The sequence below is a fragment of the Leptospira harrisiae genome, from assembly GCF_002811945.1.
GTDB classification, from domain to species: domain Bacteria; phylum Spirochaetota; class Leptospiria; order Leptospirales; family Leptospiraceae; genus Leptospira_A; species Leptospira_A harrisiae.
In genome coordinates this window covers 464,240-481,774 of the sequence record NZ_NPDX01000001.1, presented here as the reverse complement: position 1 = coordinate 481,774, position 17,535 = coordinate 464,240, and the positions used below count along the sequence as shown (strand labels likewise).

Below are 17,535 nucleotides of genomic sequence, written 5' to 3'. Positions count from 1 at the left end.
CCCTTTACTCGGAATCCCCCTTTTGAACGTAAAAATTTCAACTACAAATGCTTCTGCTGGAAAATGCACCTAATGGCCATCTTCTGGCTATTGAACACCATTCACTTTCTAGGACTTCTAAACTTATGAGCTTATGAGCTTTCAGCCAAAATTCCAGAAGTGAATCAAAAAAGATGATACACTAACACAAGAACGAAAGTTGGCGTGAAATCTGTATTAGGGGAACTTATCTGACCAGAGTTATGTGAGGCCTACTCCCAAGTCAAATTAAAAAAAAGGCGCCAAACTGTTCAGTTTTTCTTTATTTGCATAAATGTTTTTTTTTTGATTTGATTGAAATCCCAAGAAAATTTCCAATCGTCGCCTAGGAGACAAATATGAAGTTAAAAATAGCATCGATTGCAATTTTTTCTCTAGTCGCTTTGGTGAATTGTTCATCAGGGTATCAGACTGGTGGGTTTGCAGTGTTCCAAAACTACACTTTGAATAAAGACGTTTCAACCGGTACAGACCTTGGAACAAAAACTGGTAAAGCATGTGTATCCAACATTATGGGTTGGATGACAACTGGCGAAGGCGGAATTAAAGAAGCAAGTGCAAAAGTAGATATGAAAAAAGTAAAAGCAGTAGACTACCAAATCACTGGTTTTCTTGGCTTCTGGACAAGAGTTTGTACAATTGCAAGGGGAGACTAATGAAGAATTTAATTAAAGTATTAGGTATATTAATCATCGCTGTTTTTTTTGCCAATTGTTCCGTTCAATACACAACACCACCGGGATATCTTTTTCAGAATATTACAATGAACAAAGACGTTTCCACTGGAAATGACCTTGGAACAAAAACAGGAACTGCTTGTACTCACGGTATTCTTTCTATCTTGTATTTAGGAGATGGTGGCATTGGTGCAGCGGCAGAACAAGGTGGAATCAAAGTTGTGAAAGCTGTTGATTATTCACGACTTTCTTTGTTAACTCTCTTATACAGCAGAGTTTGTACAATTGCGAGAGGAGACTAAGATGAAAAAAATTAACCTTTTATTTGTTATGATGATAGGGTTTGCCCTTTTCAATTGTTCCGTTGCTGGTCCAGGATATGGAATTAACCCAGGATACTTGTACACCAATGTAACACTCAATAAGGATATTTCAACTGCAACCGAAGTTGGAGCTAAAACTGGAGATGCTTGTGCGTATTCCATTGCTTATGCAATTACTGTTGGAGATGCAAGTATTAAGAGTGCCCAAGAAGATGGTGGAATCAAGGTTGTGAAAGCTGTTGATTATCAATATACTAATATTTTTGGTCTTTTTACTAGCATTTGTACGATCGCAAGAGGAGACTAACAACCTCTTACCATTGCCTAGTTTCGATTAGGCAATAGTATATCTCTACCCCTGCCCCTTATTCCCCCAAAAACTGAATCCCCGAATATACGAGCACCGGTTTCCCATCCACTTTTTTTAGATCCATCCTCTCCCCTAAATTGCGACCAAAACCTAATATCCGAAGTGTGGATTCTGATTCTAATTGGCAAGGGAATTGGTTAGTATTTTCCATACCACCTAACAAATAATAAATTTTTGCATTGATAAATCCACGTTTATCTACTTTAAGCTCCACTCTGGAAATGAGTGAATACGGATCCTTCGTTTTATAAGTTGTAAAAAAAGATTTTTCTGGCAACCGGTAATCAGGTCGGACCAAAACTCCAAAACCCCAACTTCCTTTGGCAGCATTTAGTGAATACAAAGTAAAAACAGAATTCCCTTCCCAGGGTTCAAATTCGATCCGCATAGATTCTAATGTTTTATCTTTTATAGGAATCAAACCGAAAAACAAACGTAAGTTGGTTCCGAATCGATTTTCTTTTTCCACCAAATCAAAGTCAAAACCCATCATTTCAATTTTAGGTGGATTGCCGGGTTTTACTTCGTGAACACTCAAAGGAGAAACATAAAGGCCATAAAAACCATCTAAACGGTTTTGGTTTTTGCGTTCTGGCAAAGGAGGAGATTCTAATTTCAATCCTGTTTTGTATTCGTATACAATTTCCAACAATTCTTTGTTCGTTGGTCGGATGGATCCTGTTGCAAAACTCAGAGTATTTCCCACAATAAAACTTGTAGTTTCGGATTCTGGTTCATACACCAAATCTGCAAAAAACGGTGGTAAGGATCCAGAGTGACCGGAAATCCATATGGATTTTTCTCCACTCACCATTTCCTCTATCAAAACAGGAAGACCTAGTTTCATTTGAAAATTGGAACTAGGGCCGTTTTGGATACGATGGAATTCAGAAAAACTGGCTTCTGAAAGTAAGCCACCTCCCCTTTTGCTTTGGAAGAATGCCTTCATAAAAAGCCCCATATCTTCCCCGGTGGTCGATAAAGAACCTGCCGTCAAATCACGAATCACAGGCAGTTGTGTTTTTGTTTTCCAAAGTAAACCAGAATATCCAGATACTAACTCTGAACCGTCATTTAACTCTAACAAGGTGGAATGTTTCATTCCTGCTTTCATAAAAATATTCTTTTGGAAGTATTCTTCAATGCCAACGCCTGATGTACGTTCAATGATATTTCCCAAAAGTCCAAATCCATAATTGGAATAGGAATGGGTTTTCCCAGGTTCGTTTCTTTCCGTCAAAGGTAGAGTTTGTGGGAGGGTACGAAAAGCAGCTAATATCTCAGGTTCTTTTGCATCTGGGGAAAGGAAAAAACCGGAAGCCAAATCAGAAGGTAATCCCGATTGGTGGGTTAAAATGTCTCGAATGGTGATTTCGCGATATTTTAGCTCTCTAGTGGGCATCGAATTTATTTCCGGTAAGTATTTGGATACCGGATCATCTAATCGAAGTTTACCTCTCTCTTGTAATTGCAAAAGTGCAATTCCTGTAAAAAGTTTGGTGATACTTCCAATTTTAAACCTATGTATCTGGTCTTTATTGTTTATTCCCAAAGTTCCAGAATGGACTACACCATCACCTAACATATACATGAATGATAAGGATTTGATTCCGGATTTCTGCAATTCTTCTATTTTAGATGAAACCACTTTTTCTGTTGCGGATAAGTTTTTGTGATAAACTGCATTGGGTTTTTCTTGTAGAGAAGAACATTGAAAAAAAATAAAAATATTTAAAATTAAGAAAAAGGATTTTGATTTACGATTTAAAGAAACGGGGATTGGAAAAAATAAAGGCAGTGGATGAAAAGGTAGAATCGATTCTTCCTTTTCTTTTGATTTGGTCTTAGATAAAGACTTTGTTGAAGGCTTAACTTTTTTAGGAGACCCAGGATTCATCCCCTAAAAATTACGAATCAGAAATCGAAGGCAAGCTTATAAATTGGAAAACCCTTAAGACCTATGGAATGAGGAGTGATCGCTATGCCAAACGGAAAGAACTACAAAAATCCCCTTCGTTTGGCTTTGTTTGTCGGCAAAAGTTTTAAAAGAAAAACATTAGTCTTGGATCACACTCATTGAGTATTCAGAAATTGCTTCCCTACGTTTTTCCGCATAGTCTTTGTGGAACCAAAGGTCTTGTGTATTTTTTGCAGTCTTTTTGTTTCCCACTGTAATGGTGGTCATACAATGGTCGACGGCATATTTCATTGCCTCTTTTCCTGTTTCCCCAAGTCCCTTATTTCGTTTTTTACGAGTAATTTCGGCACCTTGTTTATTAACACGAACAACTAACTTGTCGTAGTCGGAATCATCAATACAAAATACAGTTTCTTTTTTTGCATCTTTCCACTTCACATCCACTTCGTAAAGTGGAGCAGCAGAGATATTGATAAAACCCAAATCAAAAAGTTCGGGCCAATACTCATAGAAAAAAGACAACATGAGTGACCGAATGGCATATCCATCAAAATCTGCATCGGTAATGATACTAATTCGATCGTAGTGAAGTTCATCAATGGACTTTACTTTTTGGTCTAGAGGAAGGCCCACGATGGCAACGATGTTTTTCATTTCTTCGTTTTGCATAGCCTTTGCAAGAGACATCCCTTTACAGTTCAGTGGTTTTCCCCGAAGTGGGAAAAGTCCATGTAACTTTGGATTTCTTGCAGGGCGTAAACCCGCAATCGCCGAGTCCCCTTCTGCCACAAATAGAATTCGGCCTGGATCGTTTGGTTTGCCAGTCGGAGGCATCAGCTTAGGGATATTGTTTCGAGACGCCTTACGGAGGCCTTTCTGCGCGTCCTCGAGCTGTTTCAGCTGGGTCCTACGTTCCATCACCATCTTAATTTCTTCGATTAGACCTGTTTTTTTCAAAAGTTTGTCGAGATGTTTGTCCACAGACTTTCGGATGTCCTCATTTAAGTCATTGATGAGGTAAGATTTATCTTGGGATTTAAAACGTGGATTGAGGATACGAAGGTTCACATACATATGAAAACAATTTCTTACATCGTTTCGCGTACATTGTGTATTGAGTTTCTTTTCTAAACTTACAATTTGTGATTTTTTACGAACCTCATCACAAAGTCTGTTTTCTAAATACTCGATGGCAGATCCACCTTGTGGGCAAAAAATGGAGTTCACCCATGTTAGGTTTTTATTTTGGCCCAAAACCACATAGGTTTCCATATGGATTTGTGAAGCAGAAGTTTTATCTGCATAATCTAATTTATAGTAAACCATCTCGGAGTTACTAAAAATCTCATCAAAACCTTTTTTAAATTTGTACTTTTCTTTTCCCGTTTTGTGAATGAATACAACTTCGAGTCCTGGATTTGACATCGCAATGTCTTGCAGGTATTGTTTCACCAAATTAATGTTAAAAGTAGTATCTAGGTTATTAAAATAAGCAGGGTTTAATTCAAATTCAACCGTGGTTCCGTGGTCTTCCTTTTTTGCTGTTTCCACAACTGCTGTCATTCCGGTTTTGTCACAAGGAGCTTTCAGTTGTTTGATTTGGTCAGCGGAAAGTAGAGGACAGTCAGCAAAAGTTCCGTGTTCATCAAAATACAAAAACACTTTTTCCATATCTTCTTTTTGAAGTTTGAAACTACGAATGACTTTTTTAGCATCATCATGAATGCTAAACATCTTTTTATAAGCTTTCCCACCATTTATGGTTTTTACTCTGAAAAAAGAGGACACCATTCTAACAAGAGAAATCCCTACTCCGTTTTGTCCGGCGACATGATCTTCCTTTGCAATATCATCAAAGTTTTCTCCATACATCAAATGGAGGTAAACCCCTTCTGCATTGTCAGCAGGAATTCCACGACCATTGTCTTGGATGGTCACTCGTTTGCGATCAGTAGACAATTGTACGATGAGTTTGTTCATCTTGTCTTTTTCTGGAATGGATTTGTCGTTTAAGTTTTTTCTGTACTCATCCACACAGTTCATACAAGCTTCATCTAAACATTTAATTTTTGCCGGAATGTCAGATAACTCTTCGTGGGACACTTCATACGTTCCCGCACTGTCCTTGGTAAAAAAATGTTGCTCGAAAGTGGAAAGAGAGTTTTGGCCAAGCCACATCCCTGTCCTCATTCTTACGTGTTCTACGTGAGATAATTTCTTAAAATTTCGCGAATTTCCTGAGGTTTTTTCAGTTTTTTGAGCCATAACTATTTATTTCGGATCCCATTTTTTCTTCAGTTCATCAAGTTCATCGGTCATAAAACCGGTGAGTTTTTTATCATCTTTTTGTAATGCCGTATACTCTGTGTATTTTGTTTTTGCTTCTACAATGGCATCTTCACATTTACGAACTTCTTCCAAAGTCATTCGATACACAGGAATGGAACTCAACCATTCGAAATAAACGAACTTCGCTGCTTTCAATTTGTCTTCGAATTCTTTTTTAGATTTAATCCCTGTTACTTTTTCGTTCCATTTTTCTTTGATAAAACGAATGAGTTCCGAATTTCGATCGATCTTTTCTTTTTCGAGACCTGCGAGTCGTTTGAAACGACGAATGAGATGAGTTTTTCTAAAATCACAGAATCGTTTGATAATTTCTTCAGGGACAAAGTTACGAAGTTTTCCCTCGTGAGTGATGACGTTGATCGTTAAAACTTCATTGTTTTCTTTAGAAAAAAGTTCTTTGATTTCTTTTTCAGAAGGTTCTTCCCCTTTTTTCGCAACGAGTTCGATTTTAAATGTTTGGCTGGAATGATCCACATAGTCTTTTAGCCAATTGTCTTTTTTCTCAATCAAATCATCTAGATGGTTAACTACCTTTTCTCGGTTCCAGTTCATCGGAGCATCAACGAGAAACAATTTTCCATCTTCTTTTTTAAATCCGAAGGTAGTGGACATCACAGTGCTACCGTTGTCATTTTTGGACAACTTCACTTCTCCACCGTACCCTTTGTACCATGGAGTGACTTTTTTAGGTTTTCCAGTTTTTAAATAAGTCACTTGAGAATCGATGACATCACTGAGTTTATGTGCAGGAATGAAACAACGAAACCCCGTTGCAATCCCTTGGATGTTATTTAAGAGTACAACTGGAACTTTTCCTACAAAATGAATGGGTTCATCTTCGGTTTCATCGTAGTTTTTGACATAATCAATGTCCGGTAAACTTTCAAAGAATCCTAAATCTTTCGCAAAGTCGGAAAGTTTGACTTCCGTATAACGAGGGGAAGCAATTGCATTCGGATCGAGAACGTCACCAAAAGTTCCTTCTCCATGTACGAGCGGATAGTTATTAGCAAAAGCAAAGTCTTGTGCCATTTGGGAAAGGGCGTCTTGGATGGAACGGTCACCGTGCGGGTGGTATCCCATGGCAAGTCCTGCCACTTTTACCGTTTTGGTATGGCGGTTACGAGCATCCGAGTTCCACATCGCCCATAAAATCCTCCGTTGAACAGGCTTTAGACCATCAATTTCTTGCGGAATGGCTCTTGAATCGCATACATAGCGAGAGTATTTCCTTTGGTCATCATTCACTTGGTCTTCAAAGGGGCGTTTCGGATACTGTTCTTCGTTCTTCATGGTTCCAAATGACACAGGGATGGGGTGAATTGACTTGTCAAGCGGTTTTCCCTTTTTAGACTGGCGATACGCACCGGTCTATGTCCCCAGAAACTCAAGTATACTCCCGATTCTATTGGCTTTTATGTACTTTGATTTTTTTTTCTGGATCCAACTGCCAGAACCTGAAATCACTCATCACTAGAGAGTCAATTTCAGAAATTCCGGCTTCCGTTTTATACATCAAATCACCTAGAAAAATGAACTCAACTTTCTTTAGAGAAGGTTCATCTCACTTCCGATTCATTGAATGGGAACCTGGCAAATCCGTCGGATATGCAGAGAAAATTGAGCTCAGTTTCATTGCTTATGACAGTAACTTATTATCAAAAATCAAAGCTGAGTTTGGAAACGAACCTTTTGAATCTTATAAGATCATTTGGAATCGAAAAGTAGGAAAATTCAAAAAAGAAGACTCAGAAAAACGTATTTTCTTTTTTTATACCAACTCTTATTTTTCAGAAACCAAGGGTTCAACTCTTACTTCCCTATTAGAAAACAAAAACAATTCCAATGAAATTAAATCTTCCATCGAAGAATTCGACATATTTGAATTAGGTGGGGATACAGCACAACTCCTTGAAGAAGGAATTCGTTCCGAACTTGGCGGTGATAGTCGTTGGTCTCATAGTTTGGGAAGTATGGAATTTTTTGCCAACTCCACAGTTTTTTCCAAACAAGAAGCTGGTACAATCAAATCGGAACATATATCCAATCATTATGACTATCTACAACTTCGTTATGAATTAAACGAAACAGAATCCGATAAACTATTTTTTAAACTAATCTATAAAGAAAATGATACACAGATATTCTTTGTTCCGCCATACACCAATGGACTTACTTCTAAAACAAAAGAACCATTTGGTTATAAACGGATCGGAGACTTTTTACTCAAAGAGGAAATGAAATGACAGAAGTTCGCACTCGTTTTGCCCCGTCCCCATCCGGATTTCTCCATGTAGGAGGAGCAAGAACCGCTTTATTTAATTATTTATATGCGAAAGCAAAAAAAGGAAAGTTTTTACTTCGTATTGAAGACACTGACCAAGATCGTTCCACAGAAGCATCTTTCAAAATTATTTTAGAATCTTTGAAATGGCTTGGTATGGAGTGGGATGAAGGTCCAGGTGTGGGTGGCCCGAACGGCCCATACACTCAATCGGAAAGAATTCATATTTATAAAGAATACACAGACAAACTGATCTCTGAAAAAAAAGCGTATCGTTGTTTTTGTTCTGCAGAAGAACTCGACGGCAAAAAAAAACAAGCCGATGCGATGGGAATTCCATACATCTATGATGGGAAATGTTCAGACCTTACTGATGCAGAAATCCAATCTCAAATTGAGAAAAAAATTCCTTTTACAGTAAGATTCAAAACTCCTCATAAAATTGTCATCGTAGATGATATGATCCAAGGAAAAGTAAAGTTTGAATCCAAACTCATTGGTGACTTTATTATTGTGAAGTCCGATGGGTTTCCGTCGTATAACTATGCTGTGGTGATCGATGATGCACTCATGAAAATCACTCATGTGATTCGCGGAGTGGGACATCTTTCCAATACCCCTCGCCAAATTTTAATATTTGAAGCCTTTGGATTTCCACTTCCACGTTTTGCTCATGCGAGTGAAATTGTAGGAACCGATGGGAAAAAACTTTCCAAACGTGCGGGAGCTACCTCCGTCCTTGCCTTCCGCGACTTAGGTTATTCCAGTGATACCATGAGAAACTATATGGCACTCCTCGGTTGGACTTCGCCTGATGGTAAAGAATATATGAGTGATGCGGAACTTTGTTCCGTCTTTGATGTGGAACGCTGCTCCAAATCCCCTGCTACCTTTGATGTGTTCAAAAAACTCAAAGAAGAAGAAAAGGAAACAGTTGATTTCAATAAGTTATCCCTTCTCGGACTTGCAGAATATCTAAACCCGAAATCAAAACTCAACTGGATGTCGAATAAATACATCCGTGATGTAAAAATAGAAACTTTAGGAAAGGAACTCGAACCCTTTCTGAAAGACTGCCAAATTCCAGAAGAATACAAAATAGGAACCAATCCACAACTCCTTTCCATTTTAGATTCAGTGCGTGTGTATTTGGACAGACTCATACAAGCTCCACCCTACATCGAAGAATTCTTTTTAGAAAATCTCCAATTTGAAAATGAAGAAGCGAAACAACTGATTTTGGAAGGAAATGGCAAGACGGTAGTTTCTGCTTTTTACCAAACGGTGAAAGCAAAACCACTCACCTCTCCAGATGAATACAAAGAAGCCATGGCAAAGGCAGGAGAAACCACTGGGGAAAAAGGTAGGACTCTTTTTATGCCCATTCGGGCCATCACAACGGGGAAATCTCATGGTTTGGAACTTCCCATCCTTTTTAGCCTACTTGGCCAAGAGAAGCTTCTCAAACGAATGGAGCAGCTAGCAAAGGCTCTCGGGATCTCCATTTAGGAAATTTTTTCCTAAGCATTTCCTAATTAAAGGATTTTTGACTTTTTTTCTCCCTCTTGTTCGTGTAATATGAGTAAGAGAGGGGGAAAAAGCGGCAGTTGACAGCACCATCAGAAGTTTTACCGTATTTGCTATGCCCCTCTCCTGGGTCGTATGCGATGTTTTTACCTCCTGACATGTCTTCCGTTAAACATTTCAGAAAAGAACTCAAACGAACCTTGGAAGACAATGGCTTCAACACAGAAAATGTCATGCACATTGAACTTGCTGCTGATGAGGCACTGACAAACGCAGTATCTGCCAATGTATCTTGTCATTGCGATGAAACCATCATCTGTCGCTGGAGGATTGACTCCTCAAAATTCACTCTTTATATCTTAGATTATGGATCAGGATTATCGGAAGAAGGATCGCTTCCCGAAACCGACAAAGAACTTCTTCGGTCCAACCAATCTCAATGTTTTAGTACCTTCCTCGACCATATCAAAAATCACCAAAGTAAAAAACCGGACACCCTTCCTTATAATGGTTCCAGCCAAAAACATAAGAACATGGGAAAAGGATTGAAAATTATCAATGCCATGATGGACTCCGTTAAAGTAATGTTTCACGGAGAAGGAATGGTAGACGAAGCACCGGCGGGATTCAAAGTTATGGGTTCCATCATCGCACTCGAATACGACCGTTCCAAACACTTATAATTTGATCCTTCATATCAATACTTCACGCGAGTGGCGTGGCGGAGAACAACAGCTTTTTTATTTAGTCCAAGGACTTACCAATTTCAAAATTCCTCAAATTGTTGTAGGACAACCTGGTTCTCCCTTAGAAACAAAATGCAAAGAGAACGGTTACGAATTTATACCAATCGAAATGCGTGGGGAATGGGACAGAAAAGCATATAAGAATATTCGATCCCTCTGTATCTCAAAGAACATAAAACTCATTCATACTCATACAGCACATGCACATACACTTGCATTACTTGCGAAACGAAACCATTTAAACATTCCGTTGATTGTTTCAAGAAGAGTGGATTTCAAACCAAAGTCCAGTTTTTTCTCACGATGGAAATACCAACACCCAGCTAACGATTATTATCTACCTGTTTCGCAAAAAATCAAAGCTGTGATGATTGAAAGTAAAATTGCACCTGAAAAAATTATCACCGTTTATTCTGGAATTGATTTAAAACGATTTTCGAAATCTGCTCCACACGAATATTTAAGAGAAGAATTTCACATTCCAAAAAAATGTATCATCATCGGAAATGTGGCAGCCTTAGTCGATCACAAAGACCAAGAAACTCTTCTAAATGCAATCTCAAAAATGAAAACGAATATTGACTTCCGACTAATGATCGTTGGTGATGGAAAACTAGAAAACAAATTAAAAACACAAGCAGAACAATTAGGAATTTCTAATAAAGTTATTTTTACTGGATATAGAAAAGATATTCCTGCACTCCTCTCTTTATTCGACATTTTCACCCTCACTTCAAAAGAAGAAGGTCTAGGAACTTCTGTTTTGGATGCGATGGCATCGGCTCTTCCCATTGTTGCTACGAACGGAGGTGGGATTGGAGAAATGTTAGATCATAATGAAGGAGCTTATGTTTGTTCGGTGGGCGATTCGGAAAGTATTGCCTTGGGTCTAGACAAACTAGTTGGATCAGAAGAATTAAGAACCAAGTTCGGAGCTTTCAACAAATCTTCAGTAAAACGATTTTCTGTTACCAAAACAGTTGAAAAAACAAAACTAATCTATTATTCCTTTTTAGGAGATACTTTGTACGGAGAAGGAATATGAGTGGAAGACTTCTTATCATTGATGGCCATGCATTAGCTTTCCGAGCTTATTTTGCATTTGCAGCTTCCAACCTAACCAATTCCAAAACAGGTCTCCCCAGCGGAGCAGTCTTTGGATTTTGGAGGATGTTATTCAAACTCCTTCAAGACGAAAAAGTAACTCACATTGCCTTTACCTTTGATCCTGGAACAAGACTCGAAAGAAATGATTTGTATGAAGATTACAAAGCTCATAGAAAACCAATGCCTGAGGATTTAAAACCTCAACTTCATACAATTTACGAAATGTTAAAGGCTTTGGAATTTCCTATGTATAAAATGAATGGAATCGAGGCCGACGACATCATTGGGTCTTTATGCAAAAAATTTGGAAAAGATTTTGAAGAAATAGTGATTCTTTCGAGTGACAAAGATTTATACCAAGTCCTCGACAAAAACATACACATGTTACGTGGGAAACGGGGAGTTTCCGAATTTGAAAAGATCGATCCAAAATGGGTAGAAACAAATATAGGAATCACTAAAGAACAAGTGCCAGATTATATGGGTCTTTTGGGTGATGCATCCGATAACATTCCTGGTGTCAAAGGAGTGGGTGAAAAAGGTGCTGCTAAACTCATCCAAGAATTTGGAAACTTAGAAACCATTTACAAAAAGTTAGACCAGGTAAAAAACAAATCACTGATTGATAAGTTAGCGGCTGATAAAGAAAATGCATTTTTATCTAGAAAACTCGCAACAATTGTCACAAATCTCAAACTCGATATCAAAAAAAGTGACTTAAAGATACCGAATTATCATGATCCGGCGAAGGTACAATATTTCAAAGACGAAGGATACAATGTCCTTCACCGTGATCTTGCCAAACAAGCGGGAATTCCAATTGCCGGCGATGGAGATTCCAAAGATAAAGTTTCCGAATCGACAACAACTAAAAAAGGTAAAAAATCATCAAAAGAAACTAGTGATACAGAACCCGAAATAAAACCAAACAAAGGTTCTGCGGTTGACAGAAAAAATTACAAACGAATTCAAACCTTAGATGATTTGAAAAAAATTGTAGCAAAACTGGATCCCAAAAAACCAATCTCCGTAGATACAGAAACCACTTCCCAAGATCCAATGCTTGCTGAATTATTAGGAGTTTCTTTTTCCGAGGAACCTGGGGTTGGTTACTATGTTGCTTTCTCCCATCCGGAGTCCATCTACAGCCACCTCCTCCCTTCACCCGAAGAAGGACTCAATGTTTTAAAACCGATGTTAACAGATCCCAAATGGAAAAAAGTGGGACAAAACATTAAATATGATCTTTTAGTGCTACGAAATTATGGAGTCGAACTAAAAGGAATTTATTTTGATACCATGTTAGCATCTTACCTTTTGAATCCAGGGGAACGCCGCCATAATATGGATGATATGGCTGTAGACTATTTGAATTACAAAACGATCACTTACGAAGAGTTAGTTGGAACTGGAAAGAAAAAACAGAATTTATACGATATTGATCCCGAACGAATTTCTGAATATGCATGCGAAGATGCAGACATTACCCTACAACTGCATAATGTACTTTCCCCAAAAATGGAAGAAGGAATCCATAAAAAACTTTTTTTTGAAATTGAAATGCCAGTACTTCTTACTTTGGCGGATATGGAATTTGAAGGAATCACTGTAGAAAAAGGATATTTTGAATCTCTTTCTAAAACATTTGAAGCAAAAATCAAAGAACATGAAAAGAACATTCACTTCTATGCAGGAAGAACTTTTAACATCAATTCAACGAAAGAATTACAAACAGTTTTATTTGAAGATTTAAGACTTCCTGCAGAGAAAAAAACACAAACAGGGTATTCCACAGACCATTCCGTTTTGGAATCTTTGCAAGGAACCCATCCCATCATAGATCACCTGTTAGAGATTCGTAAATTCTCAAAACTCAAATCTACGTATACAGACACACTGCCAACACTCATCAATCCCAAAACAGGTCGTATCCATACCAGTTACAACCAAACGATTGCTGCGACTGGTAGATTGTCCTCTACAAACCCAAACTTACAAAACATTCCTATCAAAGATGAAGAAGGAAGATTACTCAGAAAAGGTTTTATTGCAAAAAAAGGATACGAAATTCTATCTCTTGACTATAGCCAAATTGAGCTAAGAATTATGGCCCATTTTGCTAATGATCCACAAATGATGGATGCTTACAAATCGGGAGCAGATATCCACAAAAGAACTGCGGCAGGAATTTTCGGAGTCCCAGAAGACCAGGTAACTTCCGATATGCGAAATAAAGCAAAAGTAGTAAACTTTTCAGTCATTTATGGAGTTACTTCTTTTGGTCTTTCCAATAATTTAAGGATCAGCCGTAAAGAAGCAAAAGAATTTATCGAAAAGTATTTTGCCACTTACAAAGGTGTTCAAACTTATATGGAAGAGATTGTTGAATTCTGTAAAGAACATGGTTATGTGGAAACCCTCCTTGGTCGTAGACGTTATTTGCCAGACATCAATTCCAAACACAAAATGGCGAGTGAAGCGGCTAAACGTGTAGCGATCAACTCCCCCATCCAAGGTACATCTGCCGATATGATCAAGTTAGCGATGATCCAAATTCAAAACAAAATCAAAAAGAATGGTTTTCATTCTAAACTTTTATTACAAGTTCATGATGAACTTGTTTTCGAAGTGGATCCAAAGGAAAAAAAAGAATTCTACCAAATGGCCAAAGACGAAATGGAATCTTCAATGAAGTTAAAAGTTCCCATCGTCGCCCAAGGAAAGTTTGGCGGGAACTGGGATGAAGCGCATTAGGCCATTAGCCTTTGTTTTTTTATTTTTTACATTCTATCTTTGGAATACAAAAGTCCTATTCGAAACAAACAACCTTTATGGTCGTTTCGACTGGGATATGTATAGTTTCCATGTCGAATTTTTAAGAAAATCTTTTTTAGAATTTCAAAATTTTCCGTTATGGAATCCATATTATGGAGCCGGGTTTCCTGTTTGGGAAAACCCAACAAGTAAAATAGGAAGTTTCACTCATCTACTTGTTATTTTCTTTCCAACACTTACCGCACTAAAACTAAGTTTTTTAGTTTACTTTTTCATTTCCGGATTTCTGAATTTCCATTCCTTTCGACTTTATACGAAGTCCAACAATTTAACCTCACTCCTCTTTGTATTTCTATTCCAATTCTCTGGATTTGTATTTCAAAAGTTTTATGCAGGGCATTTAAATCAAATCCCAGCTTTATTTTTACCTGCTTTAGTTTTTTATACATTATACTTTGTGCAAAAAAGAAACTGGGAAATCGGTCTTAGCATTGCAACAATCACCTACATATTGTTATCCGAAGGAAGTATATATCCACTCACACAGTGTTTTTTTCTTCTTTTCTTTTTGGTTTCCCGAGAAATTTTCATTTCCGCGTCACCAAAACAAAGTATTTTAAACATCACAATTCTAGCTGTAACTGTTTTAATCCTCCTCTCTTTTAAGTGGATCCCCATGTTTCAATTCATTCATTCAGTGGGTAGATACTTTGTAGCAGACACGTTTACACTTTCCTTAAATGATATTTATCTTATTTTTTTTGGCTCTTCCCAACACCCACTTCTATCAAATTCTCTTTCTAAAATGCAATATCGGTATTGGGAATATGGAAACTATTTAGGGCAGTTTCCACTTTATCTTTTTCCCCTTCTTTTCTTCACAAAGAAGAAGATGGCATCAGTATTATTTCTACTCATACTTGTTTTATGGATGATGATGGGAAATATTTCCCCTTATTCACCAGCGTCAGTTTTAGAACACTTACCCATTTATTCCTGGGAACGAGTGTATCCACGCTGGAGTCTCAGTGTAGTTTTTTTATATGTTTGGTGTTTGGCGGCTGGTTTTCAAAATTTTTGGAATTTAGTTCCACCAAGATTTCATAAAGTATTAGGAATCCTCACAATTCTTTGTTTCTTCTTTCATACCCAAGATACGAAACGAATGAACACCAAGTTTTTATCAGAAATCTTTGTCCTTCCCTTGCCAAATCTAAGCATTGAAAACCAAAATATTTACCCGATCACAGTTGCCACTGTACCCGATTATGGTTCGGATTCTCGAATGTTACCTGCCTTAATCACAAACCTATCCACAAATGATTTCTATGAAAACTTAACCTTCTACTTTACAAACCAAACAATTTCTGACAAGGATTACAAAGGTGAATTTTATTTATTAACGAAAAAAGAAAAGGTCACTCCAAAATTATGGAAACCTGATCAATTTGAATTTGCTTCCTTATCAAAAGGAGAAACTCTTATCTTAAATCAAAAGTATAGTCCAAACTTTACGCTAAATGACAAAGAATCTACTGTCTGCTCTTTCAAAGGTTACTTAGCAATTTATGCCAAGACAAAACTTCTAAATCCAGTCATTTCTTATAATCCAATGAGAGTATTCAGCTTCCGACCAAAGATGAATCAAAGCTGCTTCGATGCCTCTAAGTAGTTTTCTGCCTTCAAACCTGTTACATTTTTCTTTGGATTAGAAAAGCATTCTGGAACCAATTAGTGTTCCAAATAAAAAGAAGACCATAAGAAACGAGAATAGCTTGCAACGGCATTGCGGTGAGAGTAAATCGATAATCAGCAAAAAATATTAAATGAACAGAAAAAATCATTAAATACATAGAACCGATCAAAAAATCTTTATCAATTAGAGATCGATATATACCAATAAAAAGAAATACAGTTAATAGAGAACGGTATAACGTCTGAGACAATGACAACGGATTTTGATAATAAATTGAGATAGGTCGAGGTCCACCGGCTCCCCAAAACCAAAGAACAGTTTTTTTCCATAAATTATGAATCAAAATATTAGGATTTTTTAAATTTGCAAATAGGACATTCCTAAATATTTCATCCTTATTTTGGCTTAAGTTAATTTCTTCAGAATAAGTAAACCAATGACGAGAATAAGTTCCTTGAGCATAAGGATTGTTCCCCACTAAAAAATTAAATTCCATGTTAGTACTGGCAAAGAGAGGTGATGGTCTATCAACTTTCCCTTTAAATGCAACATTAATAACAAAAAACAGAAGCAAAATAGTAATAGGCATAACTGCTCGAGAAATACGTCTTCGATTGCTAATCAAATATATTAGAACCGACAAAATAAAAACAATAGGGAACCAAGATCGCAATTCGGTTAGAACAAAAACAACAAGCAGAATACCGAAACAAAAGAGGACTTTTGAATAACTACTTGATTCAGATTTGAGTCGATAAAACAGAAACAAATACATTGAAAAAAACGGATGAAATAAATTTTCATTCCAAAACTGATTAGAGAAGGAGACGTAGTGGCTAGAAAGCAAATAAAACAGACCAACCAACACAACAACTGCCTTTTTTTTTGTGTAGCCCAAAATAAAACTTAACAAACAATACAAACCAACGGCTCCAATTAAAATCATTAAAATTTTCGGAACGACTTGCCCTTCACCAAACATTCTAAAACAATAATAAAGAAATATAGTCATTCCCCTACTAAACGAACCTTGCAAAAAATCCTCTCCTTCCAAAAGTGCCTTTGCCGCAGAAAAGTATGTTTTCGGGTCATCACCTTCTGCAAGAAAAAAAGGATCAAAATATAATGCGATAAACCTTTGAAAGGTGCTAATCATCACTATTAGAAAAATGGTCAGGTTTATGCGAGAAATCACCCACTCATAAAAATCCCGAAGTAGCTGATGATGAAATACCAATACAAGGTAAAGGGCAGTTGCAAAGGAAATTACGAGGTATTTTTTAAATGGAGAGTATGTATCCGGTTTCAACTTAATTGTTAACAGAAAAATTATCATCCAAATGAGTAAGACTAGATTTTTCATTCTTGTGTTGTGCAAACAAAGAGTGTCAGGCAAAACAAAAAGATACAAAAAAGCAGTGGTTAACAATAACAGAAAACAACCTAACTGGTAATAAATATCCCGATAAAGCCAAGGTCCAACTAACGGTGGATCTGTAGCAGAAAAAGACAGATTTTCAAACAAAATCCTAGCCTGGTTAGCGTTAGCGAATGCGATCAGTTTCTGAAAACAAAATGCGATCGCAAGTAGAATTGAAAATTTTAGAATGATCCGCAAAATCTTCTCCATGAGCTAACTCAAAAACTACTCTCAAAAAAACCTAACAGATGTAAATCAATTATATCTTATTAAATTACAATTTTCTAAAGCTATGGACTTGACA

General features: G+C 37.1%; 13 protein-coding genes. 9 read left to right on the top strand and 4 right to left on the bottom strand.

The window, feature by feature from the left end; all coding sequences use genetic code 11:
• Window positions 1–377 precede the first annotated feature (377 nt).
• Genes CH364_RS02290 through CH364_RS02280 form a run of 3 tightly spaced genes read left to right on the top strand, consistent with a single transcriptional unit; the run spans window position 378 to window position 1,346 of the window.
• Window positions 378–695, top strand: coding sequence for a TRL domain-containing protein (locus CH364_RS02290; protein WP_100742004.1), 318 nt, complete (start codon window positions 378–380; stop codon window positions 693–695).
• On the top strand, window positions 695–1,018 hold the full coding sequence (locus CH364_RS02285) for a TRL domain-containing protein (RefSeq protein WP_100742003.1): 324 nt from the start codon (window positions 695–697) through the stop codon (window positions 1,016–1,018). The genes CH364_RS02290 and CH364_RS02285 overlap by 1 nt, the downstream gene beginning before the upstream one ends.
• A 1-nt stretch (window position 1,019) precedes the next feature.
• A complete protein-coding gene (locus CH364_RS02280) occupies window positions 1,020–1,346 on the top strand; it encodes a TRL domain-containing protein (RefSeq protein ID WP_100742002.1) in 327 nt (108 codons plus the stop codon).
• Between the two features lie 58 nt (window positions 1,347–1,404).
• On the opposite strand, the gene CH364_RS02275 is transcribed toward CH364_RS02280, so the two are convergent.
• The 3 genes from CH364_RS02275 to CH364_RS02265 all read right to left on the bottom strand — a co-directional run bounded on the left by CH364_RS02275 (window position 1,405) and on the right by CH364_RS02265 (window position 6,969).
• Window positions 1,405–3,306 (bottom strand): serine hydrolase domain-containing protein, encoded by a 1,902-nt coding sequence (locus CH364_RS02275; protein WP_100742001.1) that lies wholly within the window; start codon window positions 3,304–3,306, stop codon window positions 1,405–1,407.
• Between the two features lie 159 nt (window positions 3,307–3,465).
• Entirely contained in the window at window positions 3,466–5,592 is a 2,127-nt protein-coding gene (locus CH364_RS02270) for a toprim domain-containing protein (protein WP_100742000.1), read from the bottom strand.
• Window positions 5,593–5,598: 6 nt separating this feature from the next.
• On the bottom strand, window positions 5,599–6,969 hold the full coding sequence (locus CH364_RS02265; RefSeq protein WP_100741999.1) for a DNA gyrase subunit A: 1,371 nt from the start codon (window positions 6,967–6,969) through the stop codon (window positions 5,599–5,601).
• Between the two features lie 239 nt (window positions 6,970–7,208).
• Here CH364_RS02265 and CH364_RS02260 point away from each other — a divergent pair, with 239 nt between their 5' ends.
• The 6 genes from CH364_RS02260 to CH364_RS02235 all read left to right on the top strand — a co-directional run bounded on the left by CH364_RS02260 (window position 7,209) and on the right by CH364_RS02235 (window position 15,787).
• Window positions 7,209–7,922 carry a hypothetical protein gene (locus tag CH364_RS02260; protein ID WP_100741998.1) on the top strand — a complete coding sequence of 238 codons (714 nt, stop codon included), beginning with the start codon at window positions 7,209–7,211 and terminating at the stop codon, window positions 7,920–7,922.
• Window positions 7,919–9,469, top strand: a complete 1,551-nt coding sequence (gltX, locus tag CH364_RS02255) for a glutamate--tRNA ligase (protein ID WP_100741997.1) — start codon at window positions 7,919–7,921, stop codon at window positions 9,467–9,469. The genes CH364_RS02260 and gltX overlap by 4 nt, the downstream gene beginning before the upstream one ends.
• 98 nt (window positions 9,470–9,567) lie before the next feature.
• Complete coding sequence (locus tag CH364_RS02250) at window positions 9,568–10,170, top strand: ATP-binding protein (protein WP_243401205.1); 603 nt, start codon at window positions 9,568–9,570, stop codon at window positions 10,168–10,170.
• A gap of 1 nt (window position 10,171) precedes the next feature.
• Window positions 10,172–11,278, top strand: a complete 1,107-nt coding sequence (locus CH364_RS02245) for a glycosyltransferase (protein WP_100741995.1) — start codon at window positions 10,172–10,174, stop codon at window positions 11,276–11,278.
• On the top strand, window positions 11,275–14,094 hold the full coding sequence (gene polA / locus CH364_RS02240) for a DNA polymerase I (RefSeq protein ID WP_100741994.1): 2,820 nt from the start codon (window positions 11,275–11,277) through the stop codon (window positions 14,092–14,094). The genes CH364_RS02245 and polA overlap by 4 nt, the downstream gene beginning before the upstream one ends.
• Window positions 14,081–15,787, top strand: coding sequence for a hypothetical protein (locus tag CH364_RS02235; RefSeq protein ID WP_100741993.1), 1,707 nt, complete (start codon window positions 14,081–14,083; stop codon window positions 15,785–15,787). Before polA ends, CH364_RS02235 begins: the two co-directional genes overlap by 14 nt.
• Before the next feature lie 19 nt (window positions 15,788–15,806).
• On the opposite strand, the gene CH364_RS02230 is transcribed toward CH364_RS02235, so the two are convergent.
• The gene (locus CH364_RS02230; protein WP_125232003.1) at window positions 15,807–17,429 is read right to left on the bottom strand and encodes a hypothetical protein; all 1,623 of its coding nucleotides are present in this window, start codon (window positions 17,427–17,429) and stop codon (window positions 15,807–15,809) included.
• Window positions 17,430–17,535 lie beyond the last annotated feature (106 nt).

What these genes read in the sequence shown, in the direction of transcription:
- CH364_RS02260 (WP_100741998.1), top strand. Translation starts at nt 7,209, where the DNA reads ATGAACTCAACTTTCTTTAGAGAAGGTTCATCTCACTTCCGATTCATT.
- polA (WP_100741994.1), top strand. Translation starts at nt 11,275, where the DNA reads ATGAGTGGAAGACTTCTTATCATTGATGGCCATGCATTAGCTTTCCGA.
- CH364_RS02270 (WP_100742000.1), bottom strand. Translation starts at nt 5,592, where the DNA reads ATGGCTCAAAAAACTGAAAAAACCTCAGGAAATTCGCGAAATTTTAAG.
- CH364_RS02275 (WP_100742001.1), bottom strand. Translation starts at nt 3,306, where the DNA reads ATGAATCCTGGGTCTCCTAAAAAAGTTAAGCCTTCAACAAAGTCTTTA.
- CH364_RS02285 (WP_100742003.1), top strand. Translation starts at nt 695, where the DNA reads ATGAAGAATTTAATTAAAGTATTAGGTATATTAATCATCGCTGTTTTT.
- CH364_RS02235 (WP_100741993.1), top strand. Translation starts at nt 14,081, where the DNA reads ATGAAGCGCATTAGGCCATTAGCCTTTGTTTTTTTATTTTTTACATTC.
- CH364_RS02280 (WP_100742002.1), top strand. Translation starts at nt 1,020, where the DNA reads ATGAAAAAAATTAACCTTTTATTTGTTATGATGATAGGGTTTGCCCTT.
- CH364_RS02290 (WP_100742004.1), top strand. Translation starts at nt 378, where the DNA reads ATGAAGTTAAAAATAGCATCGATTGCAATTTTTTCTCTAGTCGCTTTG.
- CH364_RS02265 (WP_100741999.1), bottom strand. Translation starts at nt 6,969, where the DNA reads ATGAAGAACGAAGAACAGTATCCGAAACGCCCCTTTGAAGACCAAGTG.
- gltX (WP_100741997.1), top strand. Translation starts at nt 7,919, where the DNA reads ATGACAGAAGTTCGCACTCGTTTTGCCCCGTCCCCATCCGGATTTCTC.